Below are 26,741 nucleotides of genomic sequence, written 5' to 3' on the forward strand. Positions count from 1 at the left end.
TCAGACCGACCCGCCAGCTCTTACACAGAGAATCTGACACCCTCGAGCCGGCACCCCCTACCAGGTGCGCACCGAAGTGTTCGTCACCGTCCCCGTCCTCCGACTCATCGGCACCGACGAAGGTGCTGGTGAGGCCGGGGCGGAGGCTGCCCGGCAGATCGCCGCCGCGGACGCGGCCACGCTGGAGGGGTACGGCATCATCGATGATGACACCGCCCGGGCCCTGTTCGCCCAGGCCCCCAGTTTCCGGCGGATCGCCACCGACCCCTTCACCGGCATCAAGCTGGCGTTGGGTCGCACCCGGTACCGGCCGACACGTGAGATGCGGGACTGGCTGCGACTGAAATACCGCACCTGCGCGGAACCCGGCTGCAACCGGCCCGCCAAGGAATGCGACATCGACCACTCCCACGACTGGCAATACGGCGGCACCACCGACGAGACCAACCTCGCCAACCTCTGCGAACCCGGCCACACCGTCAAACACGAAACCCGGTTCCAATACGAACGAAACCGAGCCGGCACCCTCACCATCACCACCCCCACCGGGTACAGCAAAGACACCGACGAACCACCCTTCTGACCTGGCCACCGGTGCTCGGCCTCCGCCTAGATGCCGGCGGCGGCATACACCGGGTATACCGTTGAAGGATGGTCGACGAGAGCCCGGCGCCGAGCGCTGCCGTTCCCCGGCCCGGCTTTCTCTACGCGTTCTGCAAGGCATTGCTGTGGCCTCTCGTGATGCTCTACTTCCGGCCGCGCATCCTGGGTCGACGCAACGTTCCCCGCAGCGGACCGGTCATCTTCGCGAGCAACCACCTCTCGTTCATCGACAGCATCGCCATTCCGATCGGAGCTCCCCGACGACTCCAGTTCATGGCCAAGTCCGTGTACTTCGAGGGGACCGGGGTCAAGGGGTCCGTCATCCGCTGGTTCTTCCGCTCCATCGGGGTCGTACCCGTCGAGCGAGGTGCCGGCGCGGCCGGCCAGGAGTCGCTCGAGATCGGCACCCGCATCCTCGCCTCCGGAGGCGCGTTCGCCCTCTATCCCGAGGGAACCCGGTCGCTGGACGGCCGGCTGTACAAGGGTCGTACCGGGGTGGCCTTCCTCGCGCTGTCGACTGGGGCCACAGTCGTGCCCGTCGGCCTGCGCGGAACCGAGCGCATCCAGCCCGTCGGCACCAACGTGCCGCGGCCGCGCCGCTTCACCGTCGCCTTCGGCGAGCCGCTCGACCTGAGCGTGCACGGGCCGGCGACGTCGGGTCGGGCCCGTCGGCATGCGACCGACGACATCATGGCGGCCATCCACGCCCTCAGCGGCCAGGAGCTCGCCGACGCGTACAACGAGGTTCCGCCCTCGGGCGTTGCCCGCCTCGTGGATCGGGTGCTGCCCCGCGAGCGACGCTGAGTCCCGCGTTGCTCCCAGCCGCCGCCGGTAGGGTGTGCGCCGTGGGGAACAGCAGGCTGCCGCGGATGCGCGGCATCATCGCAGTGATCGCGACGGCGCTCACGCTCGCCGTTCTCACGGTGGCGGCTCCCGCCCCCTCCGCGGTGGCGCAGGGCAGCCACACGGACGCCGGAATCCGGCAGCATCCGCTCGTCGCCGTCGACGGGGGCAGGCTGCCACGCGACGCCGACGACTTCGACCCCGGCTTCATCGTCAGCGACTACAACTTCTTCAATGCGGACGCGATGACCTCGCGACAGGTACAGGAGTTCCTCGAGAGCATCGCCTGCCGTCCCAAGGACGACTCCCCCTGCCTGGCCGATTACACCGAGACCACGACGAGCAAGCCGGCACAGGAGCCGGGACACTGCAGCGCCTACCGGGGAGCCGCCGACGAGTCGGCCGCGCGCATCATCACCCGGGTGGCGAAGGCGTGCGGCATCAGTCCGCGCACGCTGCTCGTGCTGCTGCAGAAGGAGCAGTCGCTGCTCACCCGCCCCGACGCACGCGGCTACCTGCGCGCGACCGGGTACGCGTGCCCCGACACCGCCGACTGCGACGCCGACTACTTCGGCTTCTTCAACCAGGTCTACAGCGCCGCCTGGCAGTTCCGTCAGTACACCCAGCATCCCGCGAGGGCTTACCACGTCGGCTCGGTTCCGGTGAGCTTCGACCCGGATGCCGCCTGCGGCGCCGCAGAGGTGGGCATCCGCAACCAGGCGACCGCCAACCTGTACAACTACACGCCGTACCAGCCCAACGATGCCGCCCTCGCTGACCTCGGCGGGGAGGGAGACGCCTGTTCGTCGCACGGCAACCTGAACTTCTGGATGCTCTACACGAAGTGGTTCGGAGACCCGACCGCCCAGCCCTACCCCACGATCTTCGGACCGTGCGCGAACATCGTCGGCGGGCAGCCGTGCAGACCGCCGCGCTGGATCGGGGACGGCGCCTGACTCCCCGGCAGACGAACCCGCGCGCGGCTTCGCCCTACGGCCGTCGCTCCCGGTAGCTGCGCGCCTTCGCACGATTGCCGCAGAGCCCCATGTCGCACCACGCGCGCGATCCGTTGCGGGAGCGGTCGTAGAACGCGTAAGCGCAGTCCTCGGCACGGCAGAGCCTGATGCGTCCCAGGCGGCCCTCAATGCTCAGCGTGAAGGCGCTCGCGAGCACCGCCTCGCAGACGGTGCTCGCCTGGGCCTGCACCGTACCGCCGGTGAGTCGGATCGGAACGCTCGCCGCGGGGGACTCGACCGGCTCGCCGCTCGCCAGGGAGCGCAGCGCCCCCCGCAGCTCTCGGACCTGGCCGAGGTCACCACCCGTGAGGCCCCGCGCCCGCGCCCAAGCCTCGAGCTCGGTCGGCGTGGTGATCTCGTCGGTGCCCTCCTCGATATCCACCGAGTTCAGGAACGCGATCATGAGCTCCTGCGCGCGCTCCGACGGGCCGTTCGCGCCACGCTCCGGCACGTTTCCGCCATCCGTCATGAAACCACTGTACAGCCGTTGATGGTTACGTTAGCCTGTAACCGGTGAATAGATATAGCCGGTGACGGGTATCGCCGCCGGCGCGAGGCGACGGAGCACGACATGAACCCGCTCATCTTCTGGGCCATCCGTGACACCCGGGTGCTCGACCACAGCAGCGATGACGAGCATCTGGCCCACCAGCGGCTCGAGCACGGAGACGAACTCGCCGCCCTCGACCGCGACGGGCGCTGGGTGGCGGCCATCCGGCGTTGGTCCCAGCAGGATGCCGAGGCTGCGACGCTCGATGGCCGCGACCAGGCGCACGAGAGCATCCGTGCCGCACACGGCCGCCCGATCGCACCGCACACCCCGCCCGCTGTCCCCGGCTACTGATCCGCTGGCTGGGGGCGCATCCGGGCGCCGATCCGACCTCGCTCGTACGCCCGAGCGGAGCGGCGAACGGTAGGCTTGGGGCACCATGACTGAGCCCACCGCCACCCTCGAAACCCCGGTCTACAGCGTTCCCCAGGAGCGTCGCATCATCACAGAGGTTCCGGGGCCGCGGTCCCGCGCCATCCACGAGCGCCGTTCGGCCGTCGTCTCCAGCGGCGTCTCCTCCACCCTTCCCGTCTACATCGAGAAGGCGAACGGCGCGGTGCTCGTCGACGTCGACGGCAACCAGTTCGTCGACTTCGGAGCCGGCATCGGCGTGACGACCGTCGGCCACACCGAGGCCGGGGTGGTCCAGGCCGCCGCGTCGCAGTTGCAGGACGTCATCCACACCCTGTTCACCATCACTCCGTACGAGGAGTACGTGCGCGTCGCCGAGCTGCTCGCCGAGCACACCCCTGGCGACTGGGCGAAGAAGAGCGTGCTGGTCAACTCGGGTGCCGAGGCCGTCGAGAACGGTGTGAAGATCGCACGCAAGTACACCGGCCGCCGAGCCGTCGCCGTGCTCGATCACGCGTACCACGGCCGCACCAACCTGACGATGGCGATGAACTACAAGGCGATGCCGTACGCGACCGGCTTCGGTCCCCTCGCCGGTGACGTCTACCACGCCCCCAGCTCCTACCCCTACCGCGACGGACTCTCGGGCGCGGATGCCGCGGCCCGCACGATCGGGTGGCTCGAGAAGGTCATCGGCGCATCCGACCTGGCCTGCCTCGTCGTCGAACCCATCCAGGGTGAGGGCGGCTTCATGGTTCCGGCCGACGGCTACCTGCCCGCCCTGCAGGAGTGGTGCACCGCGAACGGCGTCGTCTTCATCGCCGACGAGATCCAGAGCGGCATGGCCCGCACCGGCCGCTACTACGCGAGCGAGCACTTCGGGCTCGAGCCCGATCTCGTGCTCACCGCGAAGGGCATCGCCGGCGGACTCCCGCTCGCCGCGGTCACGGGCCGCGCCCAGATCATGGATGCCGCACAGCCCGGCGGACTCGGGGGCACGTTCGGCGGCAACCCGGTCGCGTGCGCCGCGGCCGTCGCCGTCTTCGAGGCCATCGAGGCGGGCGACCTGCTCGCCCAGGCCGAGCGCATCGAGCGCACCTTGACGGCCGGCCTGCAAGAGCTCGCCGAACGGTACGACATCATCGGCGAGATCCGCGGTCGCGGAGCCATGGTCGCCATCGAACTCGTGCAGCCCGGAACGGCGAAGACCACGAAGGCCCCCTACCCCGAGGCCGTGAGCCGCATCACCACGTTCGCGGCGCAGCAGGGCGTGCTGTTCCTCAGCGCGGGCACCTACGGGAACGTGCTGCGGTTCCTCCCGAGCCTCGCGGTCACCGACGAGCTCATCACCGATGCGCTCGGCGTGCTCGCCGACGCCCTGGCCGACCTCGCCTGACGTGTCGGAGACCTTCGCCGTCGAAGCCGCCGTCGAACTCGCCGTCGTGGAACGCAGCGGTTTCATCGAGTCGCGTCACGCCGGCTCCGCCATCGTGCTCTCGCCGACGGGCGAGGTGATCCGCACCCTCGGCGACGTCTCGGCGCCCGTGTTCTCGCGATCGTGCCTCAAGCCCTTCCAGGCGGTCGCCGTGATGTCGAGCGGAGTCAACCTGCGCGGTGAGGATGCCGCCATCGCCACCGCGAGCCACTCGGGAACCGCTCGGCACGTCGATCTCGTACGCGGCGTGCTCGCGCGGGCAGGCGTTCCGGAGTCGGCGCTCGGCTGCCCGCCCGCGCTCCCCCAGGACTCCGCAGCGCGTGACGCGATCGTGCGCAGCGGCGGCGCCCCCGCGCCCGTCTACATGAACTGCTCGGGCAAGCACGCGGCCATGCTCGCGGCGTGCGTGCGCAGCGGGTGGGACCTCGCGGGCTACCTCGAGCCCGAGCACCCGCTGCAGAAGCGCATCCTCGACATCCTCGAACGTCTCACGGGGGAACGCCCGTCGGCGAGCGGCGTCGACGGCTGCGGTGCACCGGTGCACGCGATCTCGCTCGCGGCGCTCGCCCACGGCATCCAGCGCATCGCCACCTCGACGCCGTCCTCTCCGTTCGCGCTCTACCGCGAGGCGGGCGCGCTCACGGAGGCGGTGCGCGAGCACCCCTGGGTGATCGCCGGCCCCGGACTCGGCGACTCGATCATCATCGAGCGTCTCGGCGTGTTCTCGAAGTACGGCGCAGAGGGATCCGTCATGGTGGTCGCCCCCGACGGCACGACGGTCGCGCTCAAGGTGCTCGACGGCAACACGCGTGCCGTGCACGCGGTGGCGCTGCGCCTGCTCGTGCAGGCCGGCGCTCTCGACGCAGCGGCGGTCGAGCCCGTGCTGCAGGAGCTGGATCTCTGGGTGCTCGGCGGCACGCGTCGGGTGGGCAGCATCCGCGCCACCGTCTGAGCCGCGCGACGCGGAGGGGTCAGCCCCGCGCGAGCCGCCGCCGGCGCAGCGCCTGCGACACCTGCGCCACGAGCACGAGCACGATCGCGAACAGGAACACCGCCGAGGCGATCACGTTGGCCTCGGCCGGGATGCCGCGTGAGGCCGAGATGTAGATGTACTTCGGGAAGGTCATCACCGACCCCGAGTTGAAGTTCGTGATGATGAAGTCGTCGAAGCTCAGCGCGAACGACAGCAGGGCCGCCGCGATGATGCCGGGCAGCAGCAGGGGGAACGTGATGCGCCAGAACACCTGGGTGGGTGATCCGTAGAGGTCGCGGCCGGCCTCCTCGAGCGCCGGGTCCAGGCTCGCCACGCGCGCCTTGACGGTGACGACGACGAAGCTGATGCAGAACATGATGTGGGCGATGATGATCGTCAGCATGCCCTTCTGCACGCCGAGCGTGAGGAACTGCGCCGCCAGGCCGGCACCGAGCACGACCTCGGGGGTGGCCATCGGCAGGAAGAGCAGCAGGCTGATCGCCGAGCGGGCCCGGAAGCGGTAGCGCACCAGGGCGATCGCGATGGCCGTGCCGAGGATGGTCGCGACCACGGTGGAGACGACGCCGATGACGACGCTGTTGCCGAACGACTCGCAGACGGCTCCGTTCTGCACGGCGCAGACGTTGAGCCACTTGTCGAGGGTGAACCCGCGCCAGGAGATGTTCGACTTGAGAGAGTCGTTGAACGAGAAGACGAACGTGTAGGCGATCGGGATGAGCAGGAAGATGAACGCGAGCACGGCGTAGAGCGGCAGCAGCCACGAGCCGACCCCGAAGCGCGTGCCCCTCGGGCGCGCGGGCGACGTGCGACCGGGAGCCGCCTCGAGCTCCTCCGTGCCGACCATTCCGGCGACGACCGTTCCGGCCTGCATCTCCCCGCTCACAGCAGCTCCTCCGTTCCACTGCGACGCACGTAGACGCCGACGAAGACCAGGATGACCGCCATGAGGATGATCGAGAGCGCCGCGGCCGCCGGATAGTTCAGCAGGACGAGGAAGTTCGCCTCGATCACGTTGCCCATCATCTGCGTGTCCGAGCCGCCGAGGAAGTCCCGGCTCGCGTTCACGTAGTCCCCCGCCGCGGGAATGAACGTCAGCAGGGTTCCCGCCACGACGCCGGGCATCGAGAGCGGCAACGTGACCGTGCGGAAGATGTGGAAGGGGCTCGCGTAGAGGTCGCTTCCCGCCTCGAGGTAGCGGGTGTCGAGGCGCTCGAGCGTGGTGAACAGTGGCAGCGTCATGAACGGGATGAAGTTGTACGTCAGGCCGAAGATCACCGCTGCCGGCGTGCCGGTGAAGTGGGCATCCGGCGCCATGAGGGAGAGCGCCTTGAGTGAGGTGATCACGATGGACTCGTCGGAGAGCAGCTGCTTCCAGGCGAGGGTGCGCAACAGGAAGCTGATGAAGAACGGGGCGATCACGAGCACGAGCATGAGGCTCTGCAGCAACGGCCACCGACGGGCCTTGACTCCGATGAAGTACGCCAGCGGGTAGCTGAACAGCAGGGCGAGCACGGTCGCAGCCAGGGCGTAGCCGAACGAGCGCACGATGTGCGGCCAGTAGGTGCCGACGACGTCGACGTAGTTCTGCCAGTTGAAGGCGAAGTCGTACTCGCCGATGTCGCCGAATTCCCGCGGAGCCTGCAGCGAGGTGAGCAGCAGCGAGACGAGCGGTGCCAGGAAGAACAGCACGAGGTAGAGGATGCCCGGTAGCAGCAGCACGAGGGCGATGCGGCCGGTGCGGCGCGGCGCGGGTTCCGCGCTCGCCGTCGGCGTCGAGAATGCGGCGAAGGCCATCGCGGGGCTACTCGTCCAGTTCGGCGAGCAGGGCCTCGCGACGTTGCGCGGCGATGCTCGTCGTGTCGGTGTCTGCCACGAATCGCGGGGCCTCGGGAGCCTCGTCGGCGAGCCCGAACGAGTGCGCGACGTTCCAGCTGATCCAGACCTCCTCGCCCACATGGCTCAGCGGTCCGAAGTCGCGGTTCTGCGCGAACACGATCACGGTGCCCGCACCGGGAAGCGCGACCAGGTACTGCGTGCTCACGCCGGAGAACGAGACGTCGATGACCCGGCCGGGCCCGAGTACGTTGCGGCCCGCCTCCGCATCGACGGGGCCGGAGTGCAGCGTGAGCTTCTCGGGGCGCACGCCCACCGTCACGGTTCCGGCGTGGCGCACCGCACGGCTCGTGGGCACGGCGACCCGTCCGCCCGCCGCCGCGACGGCGATGTGATCGCCGGTGGCTTCGACGACGCTCCCCGTGAAGAGGTTGGACTGGCCGAGGAAATTGGCCACGAAGGCCGTGCGCGGCAGCTCGTAGAGCGCCTCTGGCGCGCCGAGTTGCTCGATGCGGCCCTTGTTCATGACGGCGACCGTGTCGGCCATGGTCATGGCCTCCTCCTGGTCGTGCGTCACATGCAGGAAGGTCAGCCCGACCTCCTCCTGGATGCTCTTCAGTTCCAGTTGCATCTGGCGCCGGAGCTTGAGGTCGAGGGCGCCGAGCGGCTCGTCGAGCAGCAGGAGCGCGGGACGATTCACGATGGCCCGGGCGAGCGCCACGCGCTGCTGCTGGCCGCCCGAGAGCTGCTGCGGCCGGCGATCGGCGAGGTGGTCGAGTTCGACCAGGCGCAGGGCCTCATGGGCGCGCGTGCCGGCATCCGCCACCCGGCGACGACGCAGGCCGAAGGCGACGTTCTCGAGCACGCTCATGTGCGGGAACAGCGCATAGCTCTGAAAGACGGTGTTGACGGGGCGATGATGCGGCTTGGTCGCGGTGACATCGGTTCCCCCGATGAGGATGCGACCCTGCGTCGGCTCCTCCAGCCCGGCCACGAGGCGCAGGGTGGTGGTCTTGCCGCAGCCGGATGGTCCGAGCAGGGCGAAGAACGAGCCGGCCGGGATCTCGAGGTTCAGGTCCTCGATGGCCGTGAAGCCGGGGAAGCGCTTCTGGATGCCATCGAGGCTCAGGTCGGCGCCGCGATCGGCGAATTCGGTCGCTGCCACTCTCACGCTCCCAACAGGACGCTCTGGAACTCGGCCTGGTACTTCTGCTCCTCGGCCCCGCTCAGGGTGCGGAACACCTGCGTCTGGGCGAGCGTCTCGGCGGAGGGGAAGATGAGCTGGTTCTCGGCGAGCTCGGGGTCGATGGCCTGCGCCGCCTCCTTGGCTCCCACGACGGGCGTGATGAAGTTGACCCAGGCGGCGACCTGGGCGGCGACCTCGGGCTGGTAGTAGTAGTCGATGAGCTTCTCGGCGTTGGCCTTGCGGCTGGAGCCGATCGGCACGAGGAAGTTGTCGTTCCACAGCGTGCCCCCGTCGCTCGGGATCGCGAACTGCCACTTGCCACCGGCCTCGTTGTTGAGCACGGTGATGTCTCCCGACCAGCAGATGGCGGCCAGGGTGTCTTCGCTCTTCAGGTCTTCGAGGTAGGAATTGCCCTTGATGTTGCGCACCTGGCCGTCGGAGACCTGCTTCTTCAGTTCGTCGTTGGCCGCGCTGAACTCGTCGTCGCCCCAGTCTGCGCCGATGTCGACGCCCTGGCTCTGCATGATCAGTCCCACCGTGTCGCGCATCTCGCTGAGCACGCCGACACGGCCCTTCAGGGAGGAGTCCCAGAGGTCCTTCACCGACGCGATCCCGCCCGGCACCTTCTCGGTGTTCCAGCAGACGCCGGCGAATCCGCCCTGCCACGGCACGCTCATCGTGCGGCCCTTGTCGAAGTCCACGTTCTGCAGGGTGGGGGTGAGGTTGGCCAGGTTCGGCATCTTCGAGTGGTCGAGCTTCTGCGTGTAGCCGAAGCGGATCCAGCGGGCGACCATCCAGTCGGTGAGGCAGACGGCGTCGGCGCCGATGTCCTGGCCGAGCGCGAGCTGGTCCTTCACCTTGCCGTAGTAGGTGTTGTTATCGTCGACGGCCACGTCGTAGTTGACCTTGATGCCGGTCTGCTTCGTGAACGCCTCGAGAGTCGGGTAGTTGCCCGCCTCGTCCTCGTCGATGTACGCCGCCCAGTTCGCCCAGTTCAGCTTCTTGTCCGACGCCGATCTGTCGGCCGCGGGGGTCGGCTTGGCACTGCCTCCGGTCGAGCATGCGGCCAGCGCCAGTGCCGTGATGCCCGCCCCGGCTCCGGAGAGCAGTGCGCGCCGTCCGAGCTGCGCCCGACGGGCCTGCGCGATGAGTGAGCGGATCATGGGGTCTTCGGGCATCTGGGGCGTCATCACGCGGTGGAACTCCTTCGGCGGTGGCACGAATCCGGGCAACCCGGGGTGCGACGATATTCGCACACCGCGCCGCCATACGCACCGATTAGTGACAGATTCGTTGCATTCCGCGATGCTTGTGTGCGGAATCAGCAGCATTCACGCCTGATGAGGAACGATCTCGAATGAGACGGCACGGCGTGAAGCTAGGCTGGCGGTGGCGACGCCGCCGTCGCTCGAGGCACGAGGAGCCACATGAGGATCGCAGTTCCGACCGAGATCAAGAACAACGAGTTCCGGGTCGCCATCACACCGGCCGGCGTGCACGACCTCGTCGCGAACGGGCACGATGTCATCGTGCAGTCGGGCGCGGGGCGCGGGTCCTCCATTCCCGATGCCGCCTACGAGCGCGCGGGAGCGGAGATCGCCCCCGACGCCGAGTCGGTGTGGGGCCGGGCCGACGTTCTGCTGAAGGTGAAGGAGCCGATCGCCTCGGAGTACCGCTTCTTCCGCGATGACCTGGTGCTGTTCGCCTACCTGCACCTGGCCGCCGAGCCGGAACTGACCCGGGCGCTGCTCACCTCGGGCATCACGGCGATCGCCTACGAGACCGTGCAGCTGCCCAGTCGTGCCCTCCCCCTGCTCGCGCCGATGAGCGAGGTCGCCGGTCGGTTGGCTCCTCTCGTCGGCGCCAACGCCATGCTGAAGCCCAACGGCGGCCCGGGGCTGCTCGTTCCCGGCGTCCCCGGCACCTCATCGGCCAGGGTCACCATCCTCGGCGGCGGCGTGGCCGGAACGAACGCCCTGCAGATCGCCGTTGGCCTCGGCGCAGAGGTGACGGTGATCGACACGAACCTCTTCCGGCTGCGCGAACTGGACGCCCTCTTCGGCGGCCGCATCCGCACGATCGCCTCGAACCGCTTCGAGGTCGACAAGGCAGTCGTCGAGAGCGACCTCGTCATCGGCTCGGTGCTCGTACCGGGAGCGAAGGCGCCCAAGCTCGTGACCAACGAGATGGTGGCCAGGATGCGACCCGGCAGCGTTCTCGTCGACATCGCGGTCGACCAGGGCGGCTGCTTCGAGGACTCCCGGCCGACCACGCACGATGACCCCACCTTCGTCGTGCACGAGTCGCTGTTCTACTGCGTGGCCAACATGCCGGGCGCCGTGCCCCACACCTCGACGTTCGCGCTCACGAACGCGACGCTGCCCTACGTGCGGGCGATCGCCGGTTCCGGCTGGCGCGACGCCCTGCGCGCCGACCCCGCGCTGGCCCTCGGGCTCAATGTTCACGGGGGTGCCGTCTACAACGCCGGCGTCGCCGCCGCCAACGGCGTCGACGCCCTCGAGCCGGCCGCCGCCCTGGCCTAGCCGTACGTCCCGCCCGGAAGCCGGGTGCGCACGGTGACGCCCTCGACGTCGCGCAGCCACGCGAGGCCGCTGTCGCCGGTGAGCAGCGGAGGCAGTTCCCGCGTCCGCGCCAGGAGACGGTAATCCGCCAGGGAGCAGCCGTGGAAGAGCACGGCGCACTCGCGGCGCAGTGCCGTGAACGCCGAGAACTCGGCCTGCCACGCATCCGGATCGCCGACGATGGCCGTTCCTGCACCGGATGCGGCGACGTCCAGTCCGCGGCCTCCGCTCAGTAGCATGACGGCGCGGCCTGCTGCCCGCAGGGCGGCGGCGGTCACCGCCGGCCGGGAGGAGACGACGACGAGGGTACGATCGGCGGGCGGAAGCGGCGAGCTCGTCGATGGGGAGCTCGGCGTCGGGAGACCGGAGGGCGCGCGCAGCGCCTGGAACGCGAGCCCCTTCCAGGTGCCGGAGCCCACGGCTGAGCGCGGATCCCAGAGCACCCCCGGGGCGCCGAGAGCCACGTGGTCGGTGCGCTCGGTCAGCCGCAGTACCAGTCGCTGGTCGAACAGCCCGACGAGGCCGCCCAGCTGGGCGGGTCGACGGGTGGCGACCGCGACCGGGCGCCCCGACCGGATCTGCGCCGCGAGCGCGGGAAGCGCCGCCTGTCGATATTCCAGGTCCATCCGCTCCAGCAGCACGTCGAAGTCGTCGATCAGGAGCGGTGCTGCGGCGGCGCCGCCGGGCGGTCCCGCGAGCGCATCCCACAGCGCAGCCTCATCACGCACGAGCGGATGTCCTCCACCGCCGGCGATCAGCTCCAGCACGTTCGAGCACCCCGCCTTGGCACTGCCGACCACGAGGAGCGCACCGGCATGCATCGACCAGGAGGCCGTTCGACGGCGCTGGGACGCCGGATCGTCGCAGAGGCCGAGCAGCACGGCTCCGGATGGCACCGGATCCCACCGGACGGTCTCCTCGACGATGGGCGCGTCGCTGCGGATCTCCGCGGGAAGCGGCGCCAGCCACGCCCGTCGTGGCCTCGGTCCTGCGTGGCTGCGGGAGGCGACGGAGGCGAGACTCACCGGGGCGACGACGGCGAGCTGGCACTCGATCGGCCCTGCGGGGCTCCCCAAAAATGCCCGACCCGGCATCGAGCGCTCGATCCCGGCCGCCTGCGGGGTTCCGATCATGGCGGTGCTGTCGGTGGGCACCGTCACTCGCAGGCAGATCCGCAACCCGCAGTTGGCGAGCAGCGACTCCCGGGCGACGCCGGCCGGCCGCTGCCCGCAGAGGATCAGGTGTACGCCGAGGGAGCGCCCGCGGGCCGCGATGTCGGCGAGCAGCTCGTGGGCGGCCGGCGCCGCCGACAGGAGCGCCGCGAGCTCGTCGACGACCACCACCAGGCGCGGCAGTGTTCCCCCGCGCAGCCGCGCGATGTCGGGAACGCCGTTGTTGGCGAGGATGCGTTCGCGTTCCCGGAGCTCCGCGGCGAGGCTGAGGAGCATCCGCTCGGCCAGCGCACCGTCGAGATCGGTGACGACGCCGATGCAGTGCGGGAGGGCCTGCACCGCGCTCGCCGTGGCACCGCCCTTGAAGTCCACGAGCAGGAAGGCGAACTCATCCGGGGAACGGCCGACGGCCATGCCGACGATCCAGGTGATGAGCAGTTCGCTCTTGCCGCTGCCGGTGGTGCCGCCGACGAGCGCGTGCGGACCCTCACACACGAGGTCGATCACGAGCGGCCCGTCAGGGCTCACGCCGAGCGTCGCTGCGAGTCCCTCTCGGGGCGCCGCTGGAAGGCTCTCCCACGCCGCCTCGGCGGGCAGATCCGGCTGGGCGAGCCGGGCGGCGGATGCTCGAAGCGATCTCGCGTGCGCATCGGCCTGCTGTTCGCTGACGAGTTCGGGTACGAAGCTCCGTCCGGCTCCGTCCCCGGTGAGCACCTCCGCCTCGGCCGGACCGCGCACCGCGACGACCGTACGGCAGCCCTCGGGCAGCGCGGCGAGGGAGGACCCGAGCGCGATGGTGAGGGCGTCGGCGGGCGCGGCACCCCGTTCCGAACGCAGCAGCACGGTGACGGCTCCGGATGCCGGCGCGGCGCCGACCCGGTGCGGCAGCGACCGGAGCCAGGGCTCCTCCAGATCGCAGCGCACCCCGAGCCGCGCCGGTGAGAGCTCCGTGCAGAGCTGCAGTACGATTCCGCGCGCCAGTGCGCGGCCGAGCCGCTGCACCCCGATGATCCCGATGCCGCCGGCGACCGAGACGACGAGGGGCATGCCGGCCGCGACAGCCGCACGATCGAGGACAGCCACCCGGGGATCGCCGGCATCGCGGGGATCACCGGGCTCGTGAGGCTCGCCGTCGTGCTCGACGCGGATGCCGCTGGGCAGCTCTGCCGTGCCGAGGACCACGGACGTGGGCTCGCTCGCCTTCCACCGCCGCACGTCGCTCTCACCCCTCAGCAGGCTCGTCGCCGCGCTCGGGTGCGCCTCCCACGCGGCGCGTCGCTCGCGTTCGTGCGCGTCGTCGATACGCCGGCAGAGCTCATCGAGCGCCTCGCTCTCGGCCCGGCCGGCCCGCCGGGCGGCGAGGCGGCGGGTGCGTGCGGCATCCAGCAGCGCGGCGACCGCGGCGACCGGTCCGAAGACGGCGAACAGCAGCGCGAACGGCGAACGGGTGATGGCGAACAGCGCACCGGCCACCAGCATGGGCGCGATGCTCGCGAGCAGCGGGAAGGCGGGTCGTGGCGGCGGCGTCTCGCGCGGCGGCAGCCGGAGCACCCGCTCTGATGGCAGGCCCGTGCTCACGACTCCAGCCGAGCACGGCCGACCCTCCCCTGTCGTCGGAGGTTCTCGGGCCGTGAGGATCGACGCGCATCGGCGCCGGTGTGCAGGATCAGCGCACCGTGAAGAACAACTCCGCGATGTCGACCCTGCTCCCACGGGGAACGAGGTAGCGCCGGCCCGCCTCGCACCGCAGCACCGTCCCATCGGGCCGGCGGATGAGCGTGCCGTTGCCTGAGTAGCGATCGCTCACCCACAGCTCCCCGTCGTGGGTGCCGAACTCGAGATGGGTCTTGGAGACGGACCGTTCGGCATCCTCGACCGGCACCAGCTGGTCGAACGCCTCACCCGGCTGCGGGAGGGGTCGACGGCCGATGAGCCCGGTTCCGCTCACGATGGCGACGGCACCCGTGCTGAAGGCCAGCGTGAAGGACGGGGCCGTGCGCCGTGGCGGCGCCAGCTCCTGCGTCCACACCGCCTCGGCGGCGGGCTCGGCGGGCGGCGCCTCCACGTGCGGCGCCTCCACGTGCGGCGACTCGGCGTGCGGATCGCCGCCGGACAGGTGCGGCGGCAACGGTTCGATGCGGCTGGTGTCCTGCGGGCGCGGATCCGGCCGTGAGCGGGTGAGCGGCGTCGCGGTCGTCGAGCTGCCGCATTCGCCGCAGAACATCGCACCCTCTGGCAGGGCGGCCCCGCAGATCCGGCAGTTCACGAGCCCTCCTTCCCGGTTCCAATGTAACGGCGGAAGGAGCGCAGGGAGACGGCCGCACGTATCCGCTGCCATCGGGTCAGCCGCTCGTCCAGGTCGGCACGCAGAACGTCCACGTCCCGCCAGACGGCCTCGACGTCATCCGTCGTGGGCGGCTCCGGTGCGAACACGGCCCGGTCGACGCTGGCCGCGAGCACGAGCGGGCGGATGCCGCCGACGACGGCGGCCGCTTCGGAGCGCGTGGCCGACGCGCTCAGGCCGAAACCACGGTCCAGGGCGGAGTCGGTGAACTCCCGCCACCCTCCCTCGATCCGGGCCGTCGGGGTCGGGCCAGAGCGGCGCAGGCGGCGCCGGCGCAGCTTGGCGGCGACGATGGCGACGAACGGGCTGAGCAGGATCGCCCCCACGAGCACGACCCATCCGAGAACCTGCGCGACCACGAGGAGCACAGCCAGGAACGGGTCGAGAGCGGCGTCCTCCTCCCCCGGATTGCGCTGGGGGTCGGCGTTGGCCGGACTCTGCGGAGGTTCCGCAGGCGGCGGCGGAACCACGACCTGGGGCCGGGAGACGACATTCGGCTGGTCGGGTTCCGGGGCGGGGATCGGGCGAGGCTCGGGGTTCGGGTCGATGCCGACCCACGAGCCCTGCTCGTCCTGCACCTCGATCCAGGCCGAGACGTCGCTGCCCTTGATCGCCACGGACCCCGAATCGGCGGCCACCGTCGGCGCGAAGCCCATGACCACGCGTGCGGGGAAGCCGATCATCCTGGCCATGAGGGCGGCCAGCACCGAATACTGCTCGCCGTCGCCCACCATCGGCCGCTCCTGAACGAGCTGGGCGATGCGGTCGGCGGCATGACCGGAGCGACTGACGGGCTCATCGTCGCGCAGGCCGTGGCTGACGTAGCCCTCGCGCTTGATGCCGGCGACCATCGCCGCCAGCTGGTTGCCGGGCGTCTCATCGGGATCCACCCAGGATGCGAGCTTCTCGGCGACGCCGTCGGGCTCGGCAGGCAGTGGCGGCAGCACGGCCGTACCGGGGCGAAGGGCGGCCAGTTGGTCGGCCGCTGCGGGTACGACAGCCGAACTCTGGTAGCTGTCGCCTCGCGAGAGTCCGCCGATCACCGCGCCGGTGCCGGCGTTGTCGTTGTAGAAGAAGGCGTCCGCGCGTTCGGGGTCGTCGAAATGGATCGACTCCAGCCGCCCGGCGCCGGGTACCCAGACGCCCTCGTACGATCCGATGCTCACTCCGATGCTCACCGGCCGGCCGCGGACGGCGCTCTGGTCGAGCCGGTACGGGAGCCTCGTGAACGAGCCGGATGCGCTGGCCGTCTGCGCACTTCCGACCGAGTAGACGACCCCGTCGTAGGTGTCGAGCGCGGCCAGGCGCACCCGGCCGCCGGCCGGCAGGCCCGACACGGTCATCATGGTCGCATCAGCCCGGTCGGCCTGCAGGTAGCTGCGGAACGCCGAGAGCGGGCTCGGGTAGTCGCGGGGGTCGAAGGGTGCGACGGTGTGTCGGCGCAGCACCTCCCGAGCGTCGTTCACCGGGTACGCCGCCGACCCGGCTGCACCACCGGCGACGGCGATCGCGACGACGACGAGCGCGCCGGCGAGCGTGCGCGTGGCCTGGATGCTGCGCCGGGCCGTGCTCTCGCGCACGGCGGTGCCGCGACGCGCCATGAGCGCGATCGCCCGTGCCCGGCGACGGCGGTGGATCCACATAGACCACAGCACGAGCACCACGCCGAGCCCGAGGGCTCCGAGCACGGGGGCCTGGGCGCTCGTGGGACCGAAGGCGATGGCCGCGACGTAGAGGACGAGCGGGCAGAGCGCGGCCAGCTCGGGCCTGCGGGCGCGCAGCGCGACACTCATGCCCACGGATGCCGTCACGAGCACGAGGATCACCACGGGCACCAGCAGCGCCTGGTAGGAGCCGACCGGTGTCACGATGGTCAGCAACTGCTTCCAGCTCTCTGCCGTCGCCACGAGCAGAGACGTGATCCCCTGCGGCGTGGGCAGGATGCCGAATGTCGCGAGCGACGGGATGCCGAGGGGAACCCCGATGAGCAGGTAGCAGCCGATGACCGCGAACAGCACGATCAGCGCCGACCAGCGGTAGCGGGCGCCGAGGACCGCGATCGCCATTCCGGCCAGGGCGCTGCCGAGAACGGCCCAGACGAAGGCGGGCGACTCGTACACCGGCCAGAGCGTCAGCACGGCCAGCCCGATGGCAGCGGTGAGCGCCACGGCGTTGCCGAGAACGGTCGTGCCGGAGAGCCGGACCCGGGTCACCATCAGAGTGCCGCCGTCCGGGCGAGCGACTTCTGCAAGTCGTCGAGGAAGCCGATGCTGACCACGGTCAGCTCCGCGATGCGCTTGAGCGCGGGCACCACGCCGGGCTCGCACAGCACGGCGATCACCTCGACACCGGGCGGAAGGGCTGCCGCAGCCTGTCGCAGCGCCGCGATCGGCGTCATGGACCCGCACAGCAGGAAGGCCACGGAAGCGCCCGAGGTGCGCCGGCCGATCGAACGGGCCACATCGACCAGTCGCGCCGCTGCTGCGTCGCGGGACACGACGGTCAGGTCGTCGAGCAGCCGCGTGCGGCTGTCGGTGCGCAGCTCGCGCAGCCGGGGCATCCGAGTACGCGTGCGCTCACCGACCACCACCGAGACCGTGCGTCCGTCCCGGATGGCGTAGACGCCGAGGGAGCCGGCCGCGCTGACGGCAAGTTCGAACTCCTCCTCGCTCGCGTAGTCGGCGGCCTGCGTGCTCAGGGCGACGAGGATATGGCTGCGCCGGGTCTGCTCGAACTGGCGCACCATGTAGGTGCCCGTCTTGGCGGAGCTGCGCCAGTGGATGAAACGCCGGTCGTCTCCGGGCATGTACTCGCGCAGGGCATGGAAGGAGACGTCGCTGTCGGTGATGTCGCGGGTCGGCGCGCCCTCCAGGTCGCGCAGGATTCCCGTTGACAGGCTCGGGATCGCGGCGGTACGCGGGTGCACGAACAGCTCGACGCGATCGCTCCAGGTCAGTTCCCGCCGCAGCAGGCCGACCGGGTCGCCGCGGATGGTGCGCACCGGTCCCACCGAGATCACTCCCCGCCGTTCGGTCGGCACGAGGAAGACCTCGCTCTCGGACTGGCCGCTCGCCACCCCGGCGACATGGAATTCCGCCAGGCCCTCTCCGACCGGAACCTCGACCCAGAGCGATCCGAGCCTGCGCCGGCGGGGGTTCTCGAGGATGACCTCACCGGGCGCGCGCTCACCCGCGACGACCCGGTCGAGGGGCAGCGACAGCCGGATGCGATAGGTGTCACGTCCGACGAGGTAGAGGGCGCTGATGCACAGCAGCACGAGCGCGCCCCATCCGATGGCGACGAACTCACTCCAGCCGAGCCAGTAGCCGACGGCGAAGCCGACGACGACGCTCGCCACGATGCACCAGCCGAAGGCGGTGACGGTGCCCCCGACGAATCGGCCGGCCGCTCTGAGGGACCGGCCCACGGCGCCCGACGCGCGCACGAGCTGTTCGATCGCCACGGCGAGTGCGCCCTCCCGCGGCACGTCGAGGCGATCGAGCGCAGTCGCCTCTGCGGAGGTCTGCGTCACACGGTGAGCCTGTCGCTCGGCGGCGGCGTCTCGATGAGCAGCTGCGAGATCACGCTGCTCGGGCTGACGCCGTCGAACTCCGCCTCGGCGTCGAGGATGAGCCGGTGGGCCAGCACCGGCTCGGCCATCGTCTTGACGTCGTCGGGGATGACGTAGTGGCGCCCATTGGCCGCAGCCAGCGTCTTGGCAGTTCGGACGAGGGCGAGTGCGCCCCGCACGCTCACGCCGAGGCGCACCTCCTGGGCATGCCGGGTGGCCTGCACGAGACGGGAGACGTAGTCGTTGATGCTCGCATCCACGTGCACCGTGCGGGCGACGGCGGCCATCTGCACGACCGTGGCAGCGGGCACGATCGCCGGAACGACGACCTCGTGGGCGCGCCGGTCCGCGCCCTCGAGGATGCGCAGGGTCGAGGCATGGTCGGGGTATCCGATGGAGGCGCGCATGATGAACCGGTCGAGCTGGGCCTCGGGCAGCCGGTACGTGCCCGCCTGCTCGACGGGGTTCTGGGTCGCGATGACCATGAAGGGCAGGTCGAGGCGGTGCGTCACGCCGTCGATGGTGATCTGCCCCTCCTCCATGACCTCGAGCAGCGCGGACTGCGTCTTCGGACTGGCGCGGTTGATCTCATCCGCGAGCACGATGTTGGCGAAGACCGGACCGCGGTGGAACTCGAATCGGGTGGAGCGCTGGTCGTAGATGGAGACGCCGGTGATGTCGCCGGGAAGCAGGTCGGGCGTGAACTGCACGCGATTGCTCGTGCCGCCCACGCTCTCGGCCACCGCCCGGGCGAGCGAGGTCTTGCCCGTTCCCGGCACGTCCTCGAGCAGCAGGTGACCTTCGCTGAGCAGCGCCGTGAAGGCGAGGCGGATGACGTGCGTCTTGCCGAGCAGAACGTGCTCGACTCCCGCGACGAGCTTGTCGAACACGCCGGCGAACCAGGCGGCCTCGTCGGGGGTCATGATGTTCGCCGGAACTCCGGTCATCGTCACTGTTCGTACCGCCTCGTCAGGGAATTGATCGTGATCTCCAACCATACGTGCGCGTCCGGCGTCGCACCGGCAACCGCGCAGCTGTTCGCGCTCTGCGCGTCGCTGCCGTCGCTGCCCTCCAGGCCGCACCGGAAGCTCGCCGGAAAGGCGGTGCCGTTGCCGGGCGCGTTCGTCCACGACCAGACGCCGGTCGCCGGGTCGTAGGACTGGCCCTCGGCGTGCCAGGTCAGCGACGGCTCCGGGTTGGCCGGCGCGGTGTCCGACCAGTCGCCGCAGGTTCCCCACGACGTGCACCCACGCAGTTGGACGCGCAGGGTCTCACCCCAGGGACGGGAGAACAGCGTCCTGGGCGTGGCCGGAAGGCTGACGTCCTCGACCACGGCGCCCCCCACTGGGTTGCCTCCCGCGTCGACCAGTCGCAGGTCGAAGCGCTTCGCGTTTCCGGTCGAACGTGCCGAGCGCACGAGAAGGTCCTGGCTCTCCTGGCCGTCGACGACGGAGGCATCGACGGTCGTGGTTCCCGGCGCCTCGCGTACGACGGCGCCCGTCACCTCAGTGGGCGTGCAGCCCGAACGGTTGTACCCCCACACCACGAAGTTGTAGCTCTTGTCGTCGTCCGTCAGCCCGTCGAACCGCGCGGAGCCGGCACCCGCATCCACCGCCTGCACGATGCCGCTCGGTCCAGAGACGGTACCGGGGGCGGGTGAGGAGACCGAGCAGGCCCCCGGCGGCGCCGGCGGAAGCGGATCGCCGGGAGCGCTCGAGGCCAGGCGCTGCACGAAGTAACCGAGCACGGGGTCGCCGTTGCCGTTGAATGCATCCCAGCTCACGATGACCGCCCCGGCGCCGGCGTCGACGTCGGCCCGGATGCCGCCGGCCTGGGGCGGCCCGAACGGAACGCCTGTGGCCGACGAGGAGTTCCACGAGGCCAGGGCCGGGTAGGCGCCGTTGCGGGCGCTCACGCTGAAGGGCACCGTGCTGCCATTGGCGAGCCCGCCCGCATCGAGCGAGCAGCGCCCCGCCGCGCAGATCTCCCCTGCACCGCGCTCGCCGAGCACCACGCCGCCGACCGTGACGACATAGGAGCCGACGGGGGTGGCGCCGGCCGGAGACGAGACGGCATCCCAGCTCAGGCGAAGGCCGCCGTCGAGGGGAGCCGCAGAGAGTGCGCCCGGGGCGCCGGGCACGACATCGGACCAGGCGGGAGCGGCGGAGGTCGCCGCATCCGAATCGCCGATGCCGTTGGTGGCCACCACCCGCACGAGCACGGCATTGCCCTCGCCGTTGCCCGGCGTCGGAACCGTGCACGTGGTCGCCGCGCAGAGGGTGCTACCGAGCACCTGGCCCGTCGCTGCGCTGATGAGGGAGACGGTGTAGCCGGTGATCGGAGAGTTGTTGAAGCCGGCGGCGTCGAAGGCCACGGTCAGGCTGCGATCGCCGAACCCGGTGACCCGCACGCCCGTCACGGGGTCGGGCCGGTCCTGCACCGAGATGCGCACCGACCCCCAGGCGAAGCGATCCGGATCCCCCGTTGCGTCGGCGACCTGATACTGCAGGTTGGTGTCGATCGGCTCCGCGGATCGGGCCACCGTCACGCGCAGGGTGCTGCGGTCCTCGCTCGGCGTGATGCTCACTCCTGCGGGGAGGGTGCCGCTGTCCACTCCGCGCACGTCGATGACCCGCAGCGGCGTGGAGGGGAACGGATTGGTCGCGGAGTCGTTGCCGAGGACGTCGATGCTCGTGGTCCCCCCACGGGCCACGACCGCGTAGTCGGGGGCCGGAACGGCGATGGGGCGCGTGGAGGGCACCACGCGCAGCAGGATGCGCCCCGAGGCTCCGACGTTCGCGTCGTCACGCACGCCGATCAGCACCGTGCCCTGGGTGCCCTTCGGCGCGCTGCTGTCCGCCTTCACCGTCAGCGTGCTGGCGTTGAGTGTCGCCGTGAACCCCTGCGGCTTGGGATCCAGGATCGAGTAGGCCAGCTCGTCGAGGTCGTCGGGGTAGGGGTAGGTGGTGAGCTTCCGCAGGTCGATGCTCTTCTGCTGCTCCGGCTCGAAGTCGATCACGGCGCCCGCGAACGCCGGCGGCTGGTTCTCGCGCGCGGTCACCATGATCGGAAGCACGATCGTGGCGACGTGCCCGTCCGGGTCGTCCGCCGAGGTGCCGTCGGTCACCTCGAACGAGATCGAGGCCGGACCGAAGTACTTCTCGGCACTGCGGAAGCGAAGGGTCTGGGCATCGGCGACGAGGTCAGCGCCGTCGGCGTGGGTCGCGCGCACCGTTCCCGAGTCCGTCAGACGGACCTTGCGCCCTCCGACGGCCACGACGTACTTGTTGATGTCGATGCTGAGCGCACCCTCGCTCACCACCGTCAGCGCCGGAGCCGATCGCCGCACCTGGGGAAGGGCGTCGTTGTAGCCCGGCACCCAGATGAAGGCATTCGCCACGATCGAGGGGTCCTTGGGATGCGCCACCTGGAACGGGATGATCTGGCTCTCATCGCGCACGCGCACGCGCACCGTTCCCGAGGCAGTGACCGTCGCGCTCGACGAGTACGCCGGCAGCACCGTCAGCTTCAGGGAGGAGACCGGTCCGTCGGCGAAGAAGACGTTGGCGAGCACGGCGACGTCGACGGTGTCGCGGTCGAGCACGTCGGAGAGGGTGAGCACCGTGTCGCGGGCGTCGGGGCGCGAGAGCGGGGCATCGGTGCGCGCCTGCACGGTCAGGAAGTTCGAGCTGGAGCCTCCGCGTCCGTTCTCGATCGTGTAGATGAACCCGTAGTCGCCCTCGGTCGCCGGCACGGTCACCTTGACGAGCTCGCCGTCGACCTTCGCCGTCGGACCGGCGGTCGTCGGCTGGATCGAGCTGATGCTCAACCGCGCGCCGTCGGGGTCGGAGTCGTTGTCGAGCACTCGCACGAGCACGGTGGCGCCGGGACGCGTGAGCACGAGGTCCGGCACGGCGACCGGATTGCGGGCACCGTCGGCACGCGGGCCCACTCCGATGCGCACGGTTCCGCTGGCTCGCTGCCCGAGCGCGTCGATGACCGCGTAGTCGAAGCTGTCCGTGCCCGTGGAGTACTCCCCCGCCTGGTAGTCGAACCAGTCGCTGCCGCTGTCGAGCACCGATCCCTTCTGCGGATTCGTCTCCTGGCCGATCAGCTGCACCGAGTCGCCGTCGGGGTCGATCCCCGTCAGGGGAACGGTGATGCGCACGGTCTCGCCGGCGAGCACCCGCGCCGTGATGGCCCGCGGCACCGGTGGATTGTTCGATGCCGCGTCGGCCTCGCGCACGGAGATGTTCACCTGGGCGGAGGCGAACAGTCCGCCGGGCGAGTCGACGCGGTAGACGGCGGTGTAGTTGCCCGGCCGCTCCGGGGCGAGGTAGCGCAGCACGTTCCCCGAGACGAACAGCAGCCCGCTGCCCTCGGGGCGATCCGGGAGCACCGGGTCGAGGGTGAGCGGCTCGCCGTCGGGCTGCTCGTCGTTGTCGAGCACCGGGATGTCGACGACGTCGCCCACTCGGACGGATGCGGTGTCGTCGTTGGCGATCGGCGCCTGGCGCACCGCGGGCGGCGGCACCTCGATGACGGTGACGGTGCCCTGCGCCTCGGCGAGTCCGTTGCTCACCGTGTAATGGAAGCTCGTGGAACCCTCCTCGAGCGGCCTCGTCAGTGTGACCCGAAGGCGGCTCTGCTCGAGGTTCTCCACGCGCAGGCCGGTCTGGGCCGCCACATCGTCGACAGCGGTGATGAGCAGCACGCCGCCGGTCGGATCGATGTCGGTGGCGAGCACGTCGACGGTCGTCGCCCGCTCGGTGCGCACGAAGGCGGTGTGCGGAACGGTGATGGGCGTCGTGGGGCCGTCGGAGGGCGGGATGACATCGACCCGCACGGTGCCCGTCGCGTTGCTCACTCCGTCGGTGACACCGTATTCGACGTAGTGGGTGCCGACGACGGTGCTCGAGAAACGGAAGGTGCCTCCGTCGAAGTCGGGTGTCAGCTCCACGTCGGGCTTCGCCGGCACGCTCGAGAGGCGGTAGCGCCCGTTGCCGCCGCGCACGTGGGTGAGAGGGGCGATCGTGATCTCCTCACCGGCCGTCGCGAGGGCGGGGAACGGCTCGGTCGTGATCTCGAGGTCGCCGGCCGTTCCGACCTTCACGCTGAGGCTGCCGACGCCCTCGTCGCGCCCATCGGAGACCGTCAGGCTCACCGACACCGGCGGCCCGCTGCCGGTGCCGTCGGTGAACACCACGGTGCCGTCGGGCTTGAAGGCCACCGTGTCGGTGGGGGGTCCGGCAGCGCCGGCCAGGAACATCGCATCGCCGTCGGGGTCGACCCAGTCGCCGAGCACCTGCGTGCTGACGCGACCGCCCTCCTCGAGCTCCGCGTGCGTCTCGCGCACCTGGCGCGGCGGCGAGTTCTCGGAATCGGTCCGGATGCCCACGCTGACGGATGCGGAGGCCGTCATGCCGCGGCCGTCGCTGATCGTGTAGCCGAACTGCACCGACCCCGTCGCCGTCGTCGGCAGGGTCAGCTGCAACTGCTGGTTGTTGCTGACACGGTCGATGCGGCCCTGCTGCGGCTGCGTGAGGTCGGTGATCACGAGCACGTCGCCGTTGGGGTCGAAGTCGTTGATGAGCACGGGCAGGATCGTCGAGCGGCCGGGACGCGCCCCGAGGTCGTCGTCGACGGCGACAGGCGGCTGCTCGGCCTTCTCGAGTTCCGGATCATCCTCCGTGTTGTTCTGCTCGATGACGTTGTCGGTGTGCTTCTGCTGGATCAGCTCGTCCCAGTTGTCGATGAGCCGGTTCTCCGACTGCACCGCCCAGGTCGCACCCGTGGTCGCGTCGTTCAGCACGACCGTCTCGCCGTTGGTGCGGAACGCCAGCTGCAGCCGACCGGTCGCCCGATCCAGCGGTGAACTCGTGCCGTCGCCCGACCCGCAGCGTTTCCAGCTGATGCCGTCGCCCCACGCCGCGTACACGCATGCACCCGCCGCGAGGGGCGCCGCGGGAAGGCCCGACCGGCCGCCCACGACCGTTCTGGCCTCGCCTCCTCCGAGCGGCACGGACACCAGTCCGGTGCGGTGCGCGATGAGCACGGTGTCCCCATCGCCGCCCGGTCGCTGGAGCCGGATGTCTGCGGGGTCGGGCACGAGGTCGGCGATCGGGGTGGCCCCGGCCGACGTGTGGAGCGTGAGGGTCGTGGCATCCAGGAGCGCCCAGTGGCCGGCGACGCTGGTGAGCTGGAAGTCGTCCGTCTGCTCCAACCCCGTGACCTCGGTGGTCGCGAGGACGTCGCCGCCATCGACGTCCACGCTCGTCACCGTGCCGGTAGCAGGGGTGAACGCGAACATGACGCCGTCCGCAGCGATACTCGTGAGGGAACCCGGTCCGAGGCGCAGTTCCGGTGCGGAGGAGGAGTCGAACTCCGCCAGGTCGGCAACGGGAGTGCTCCACAGGTCGCCGCCGGCCGTGATGATGGCTTCGTCACCGACGATGCTCACCGTCGGATCCTTCGGCGGAAGCGGCACGGACTTGTCGATCTCGCTCGTGGCGGCGTTCACGATGTCGAGCGCGCTCTTCGTACGGTCGGTGACCAGTACGTTCGAGCCCGACTGGGCGATCTCGGAACCGGCGGCCCCGGAGTCCACGATGGTGTTCAGCTCGAAGACCTGGGTGTTGGCCCGGCCGATCAGCTGCTTGGACTCGTTGAGCACCCACACCGACCCGTCCCCCAGGTCCAGGTGCTGGGCGGTGTAGCCGCCGCTGAGAATGCCGATCGTCGTGACGACGGCCACGATGACACTGCCGCTGAGTGCGGCGGCCAGGCCCGAGCGGTGCGCCGCCAGCCAGGCGCGCATCATGGCGATGCGCCCCCGGCCGCCTCGACGCACTTCTCGCTGCTCGGCGAGCCCGTGCGTCCGTCGCGGCTCACCGAGACCGTGATGCAGATCTGGTCGGCGTCACCGACCTGGAGCTGGAAGCTCGTCGCGCGCTGCACGCTCGAGGATCCGTCGCGCACAGCGACGACGTAGGTGTCGCCGGCGGCGAGGCCAGGGTCATCCCACGAGAATCGCACCGTTGAGCCGTCGAGCTGGCCGGCGACATTGGAGACCGTCGGGATGTCGCCGGAGCTCTGTCGCACGATCGCGACCGTGGCCACGACGGCGAGGCCGAGAACGAGAACCGAGACGGCGAGCATGGCCCACACCAGGCGGCGGCTGCGCCGTTCCGCATCGCTGAGCCCCCCGGATGCCGTCGTGGAATTCGAGCGGCCCATCCCCGTCGGCCCGGCCGAGACGGCCGACCGTGCTCCGGGTGCGCGCCGCGGCCGCCGGGTGGGCTGCACGACGTTGACCCCGCTGATGCGGGTGCGCTCATCGGGGTCGACGGCTGTGGCGATGGCCCAGTCGTCCATGGCGACCTCGAGCGGGGTCTGGACGAGGTCGAGCTCCGCCTCGACCGCCTGCAGTTCACGGATGAGTTCCAGGGCGCCGCGCTGGCGCGCCTCCGGACGGCGGGAGAGGGAGCGTTGCAGCACCGCCTCCAGGGACGCGGGCACATCGGCACGGCCGATGGGCTGGTAGCGGGCCTTCGCGATGCGCGCCATCAGTTCGGCGGAGGTGTTCTCCCGTCCGGGCACCTCGAAGGGGGAATGGCCGGCGAGCAGCGAGTACAGCGTGGCGCCGAGCGAGAACACCTCGCTCGCGACCGTGCCGGAGACCTCGTCGTGCAGTACCTCGGGGGCCGACCACGGAATCGACAGACCGACGGCGTCGGGCGTCTCCGACTCGCCGAGCGTCGCAGCGATCCCGAAGTCCGAGAGCACGGGATGGCCGTACGCGGTCATGAGGATGTTCGACGGCTTGATGTCGCGGTGCAGCACTCCGGCCCGATGGGCGGTCTCGACGGCGCTCGCGATCTTGATGCCGATGCGCAGCACCTCGGCGACGGGCAGTGGCTCCGACCGGTAGCGGGCGGTGAGCGTGGACGAGCAGTACTCCATGACCAGGTAGGGACGGCCGTCGCTCGACACGCTCGCCTGGTACACGGTGAGGATCGAGGGGTGCGAGCTCAGCTGCGCCATGAGGTTGGCCTCGGCCTGGAACATCTGTCGCACGCGGTCGTTGACGACCTCCGAGAGCAGCACCTTGACGGCCACCTGCCGGCGTGGCATGTTCTGCTCGTAGAGGAACACGTCGGCGAAGCCGCCGGAGCCGAGCACGTGCACGTACGAGAAGCCCGGCAGGTTCGGAGGGTTCGAGGGAAGACGACGCGTCATGCCTGTCCCCTCGTCATTTCATG

General features: G+C 70.4%; 19 protein-coding genes. 7 read left to right on the forward strand and 12 right to left on the reverse strand.

Going from position 1 to position 26,741, the window contains the following annotated elements:
* Positions 1–64: 64 nt before the first annotated feature.
* From WDJ51_RS07255 to WDJ51_RS07265, 3 genes are all read left to right on the forward strand, one after another.
* Complete coding sequence (locus WDJ51_RS07255; RefSeq protein ID WP_337851770.1) at positions 65–583, forward strand: HNH endonuclease signature motif containing protein; 519 nt, start codon at positions 65–67, stop codon at positions 581–583.
* A 68-nt stretch (positions 584–651) separates the two neighbouring features.
* On the forward strand, positions 652–1,407 hold the full coding sequence (locus WDJ51_RS07260; RefSeq protein WP_337851771.1) for a lysophospholipid acyltransferase family protein: 756 nt from the start codon (positions 652–654) through the stop codon (positions 1,405–1,407).
* A 41-nt stretch (positions 1,408–1,448) separates the two neighbouring features.
* Positions 1,449–2,402 (forward strand): hypothetical protein, encoded by a 954-nt coding sequence (locus WDJ51_RS07265; RefSeq protein ID WP_337851772.1) that lies wholly within the window; start codon positions 1,449–1,451, stop codon positions 2,400–2,402.
* A 34-nt stretch (positions 2,403–2,436) separates the two neighbouring features.
* Here WDJ51_RS07265 and WDJ51_RS07270 read toward each other — a convergent pair whose 3' ends face one another.
* Entirely contained in the window at positions 2,437–2,931 is a 495-nt protein-coding gene (locus WDJ51_RS07270; protein ID WP_337851773.1) for a CGNR zinc finger domain-containing protein, read from the reverse strand.
* Positions 2,932–3,033: 102 nt separating this feature from the next.
* On the opposite strand from WDJ51_RS07270, the gene WDJ51_RS07275 reads away from it, so the two are divergent.
* The 3 genes from WDJ51_RS07275 to WDJ51_RS07285 all read left to right on the forward strand — a co-directional run bounded on the left by WDJ51_RS07275 (position 3,034) and on the right by WDJ51_RS07285 (position 5,750).
* Complete coding sequence (locus WDJ51_RS07275) at positions 3,034–3,306, forward strand: hypothetical protein (RefSeq protein WP_337851774.1); 273 nt, start codon at positions 3,034–3,036, stop codon at positions 3,304–3,306.
* Positions 3,307–3,391: 85 nt separating this feature from the next.
* Positions 3,392–4,759 carry a 4-aminobutyrate--2-oxoglutarate transaminase gene (gene gabT / locus WDJ51_RS07280; RefSeq protein WP_337851775.1) on the forward strand — a complete coding sequence of 456 codons (1,368 nt, stop codon included), beginning with the start codon at positions 3,392–3,394 and terminating at the stop codon, positions 4,757–4,759.
* 1 nt (position 4,760) lies between these two features.
* Positions 4,761–5,750, forward strand: a complete 990-nt coding sequence (locus WDJ51_RS07285) for an asparaginase (protein ID WP_337851776.1) — start codon at positions 4,761–4,763, stop codon at positions 5,748–5,750.
* A gap of 19 nt (positions 5,751–5,769) precedes the next feature.
* Here WDJ51_RS07285 and WDJ51_RS07290 read toward each other — a convergent pair whose 3' ends face one another.
* The 4 genes from WDJ51_RS07290 to WDJ51_RS07305 are packed head-to-tail and all read right to left on the reverse strand — an operon-like array spanning position 5,770 to position 10,001.
* Positions 5,770–6,675 carry an ABC transporter permease gene (locus WDJ51_RS07290; protein WP_337851777.1) on the reverse strand — a complete coding sequence of 302 codons (906 nt, stop codon included), beginning with the start codon at positions 6,673–6,675 and terminating at the stop codon, positions 5,770–5,772.
* Complete coding sequence (locus WDJ51_RS07295; protein ID WP_337851778.1) at positions 6,672–7,586, reverse strand: ABC transporter permease; 915 nt, start codon at positions 7,584–7,586, stop codon at positions 6,672–6,674. The genes WDJ51_RS07290 and WDJ51_RS07295 overlap by 4 nt, the downstream gene beginning before the upstream one ends.
* Positions 7,587–7,593: 7 nt before the next feature.
* Positions 7,594–8,790 carry an ABC transporter ATP-binding protein gene (locus WDJ51_RS07300; RefSeq protein ID WP_337851779.1) on the reverse strand — a complete coding sequence of 399 codons (1,197 nt, stop codon included), beginning with the start codon at positions 8,788–8,790 and terminating at the stop codon, positions 7,594–7,596.
* A 2-nt stretch (positions 8,791–8,792) separates the two neighbouring features.
* Positions 8,793–10,001, reverse strand: coding sequence for an ABC transporter substrate-binding protein (locus tag WDJ51_RS07305; RefSeq protein WP_337851829.1), 1,209 nt, complete (start codon positions 9,999–10,001; stop codon positions 8,793–8,795).
* Positions 10,002–10,238: 237 nt separating this feature from the next.
* Between WDJ51_RS07305 and ald the strand changes: the two genes are divergently transcribed.
* Positions 10,239–11,354, forward strand: a complete 1,116-nt coding sequence (gene ald / locus WDJ51_RS07310) for an alanine dehydrogenase (RefSeq protein WP_337851780.1) — start codon at positions 10,239–10,241, stop codon at positions 11,352–11,354.
* On the opposite strand, the gene WDJ51_RS07315 is transcribed toward ald, so the two are convergent.
* The 7 genes from WDJ51_RS07315 to WDJ51_RS07345 all read right to left on the reverse strand — a co-directional run bounded on the left by WDJ51_RS07315 (position 11,351) and on the right by WDJ51_RS07345 (position 26,718).
* Positions 11,351–14,143 (reverse strand): FtsK/SpoIIIE domain-containing protein, encoded by a 2,793-nt coding sequence (locus WDJ51_RS07315; RefSeq protein WP_337851781.1) that lies wholly within the window; start codon positions 14,141–14,143, stop codon positions 11,351–11,353. The two genes, ald and WDJ51_RS07315, sit on opposite strands and share 4 nt — an antisense overlap.
* An 88-nt stretch (positions 14,144–14,231) precedes the next feature.
* The gene (locus tag WDJ51_RS07320) at positions 14,232–14,831 is read right to left on the reverse strand and encodes a hypothetical protein (RefSeq protein WP_337851782.1); all 600 of its coding nucleotides are present in this window, start codon (positions 14,829–14,831) and stop codon (positions 14,232–14,234) included.
* Complete coding sequence (locus WDJ51_RS07325) at positions 14,828–17,125, reverse strand: transglutaminase-like domain-containing protein (protein WP_337851783.1); 2,298 nt, start codon at positions 17,123–17,125, stop codon at positions 14,828–14,830. Before WDJ51_RS07325 ends, WDJ51_RS07320 begins: the two co-directional genes overlap by 4 nt.
* Positions 17,125–18,441, reverse strand: a complete 1,317-nt coding sequence (locus WDJ51_RS07330; RefSeq protein WP_337851784.1) for a DUF58 domain-containing protein — start codon at positions 18,439–18,441, stop codon at positions 17,125–17,127. Before WDJ51_RS07330 ends, WDJ51_RS07325 begins: the two co-directional genes overlap by 1 nt.
* Positions 18,438–19,427 carry an AAA family ATPase gene (locus WDJ51_RS07335; RefSeq protein WP_443218467.1) on the reverse strand — a complete coding sequence of 330 codons (990 nt, stop codon included), beginning with the start codon at positions 19,425–19,427 and terminating at the stop codon, positions 18,438–18,440. The genes WDJ51_RS07330 and WDJ51_RS07335 overlap by 4 nt, the downstream gene beginning before the upstream one ends.
* Before the next feature lie 2 nt (positions 19,428–19,429).
* A complete protein-coding gene (locus tag WDJ51_RS07340; protein ID WP_337851785.1) occupies positions 19,430–25,330 on the reverse strand; it encodes an Ig-like domain-containing protein in 5,901 nt (1,966 codons plus the stop codon).
* Positions 25,297–26,718: a serine/threonine-protein kinase gene (locus tag WDJ51_RS07345; RefSeq protein WP_337851786.1), complete on the reverse strand. Its 1,422-nt coding sequence runs from the start codon at positions 26,716–26,718 to the stop codon at positions 25,297–25,299. Before WDJ51_RS07345 ends, WDJ51_RS07340 begins: the two co-directional genes overlap by 34 nt.
* Positions 26,719–26,741: the final 23 nt, after the last annotated feature.

The organism is Rathayibacter sp. YIM 133350, assembly GCF_037404875.1.
In the GTDB taxonomy this organism is placed as follows: domain Bacteria; phylum Actinomycetota; class Actinomycetes; order Actinomycetales; family Microbacteriaceae; genus Orlajensenia.

Coding starts and splice junctions, on each gene's coding strand:
- WDJ51_RS07260 (WP_337851771.1), top strand. CDS start 652: ATGGTCGACGAGAGCCCGGCGCCGAGCGCTGCCGTTCCCCGGCCCGGC.
- WDJ51_RS07270 (WP_337851773.1), bottom strand. CDS start 2,931: ATGACGGATGGCGGAAACGTGCCGGAGCGTGGCGCGAACGGCCCGTCG.
- WDJ51_RS07275 (WP_337851774.1), top strand. CDS start 3,034: ATGAACCCGCTCATCTTCTGGGCCATCCGTGACACCCGGGTGCTCGAC.
- gabT (WP_337851775.1), top strand. CDS start 3,392: ATGACTGAGCCCACCGCCACCCTCGAAACCCCGGTCTACAGCGTTCCC.
- WDJ51_RS07295 (WP_337851778.1), bottom strand. CDS start 7,586: ATGGCCTTCGCCGCATTCTCGACGCCGACGGCGAGCGCGGAACCCGCG.
- WDJ51_RS07305 (WP_337851829.1), bottom strand. CDS start 10,001: ATGACGCCCCAGATGCCCGAAGACCCCATGATCCGCTCACTCATCGCG.
- ald (WP_337851780.1), top strand. CDS start 10,239: ATGAGGATCGCAGTTCCGACCGAGATCAAGAACAACGAGTTCCGGGTC.
- WDJ51_RS07325 (WP_337851783.1), bottom strand. CDS start 17,125: ATGGTGACCCGGGTCCGGCTCTCCGGCACGACCGTTCTCGGCAACGCC.
- WDJ51_RS07335 (WP_443218467.1), bottom strand. CDS start 19,427: ATGACCGGAGTTCCGGCGAACATCATGACCCCCGACGAGGCCGCCTGG.
- WDJ51_RS07345 (WP_337851786.1), bottom strand. CDS start 26,718: ATGACGCGTCGTCTTCCCTCGAACCCTCCGAACCTGCCGGGCTTCTCG.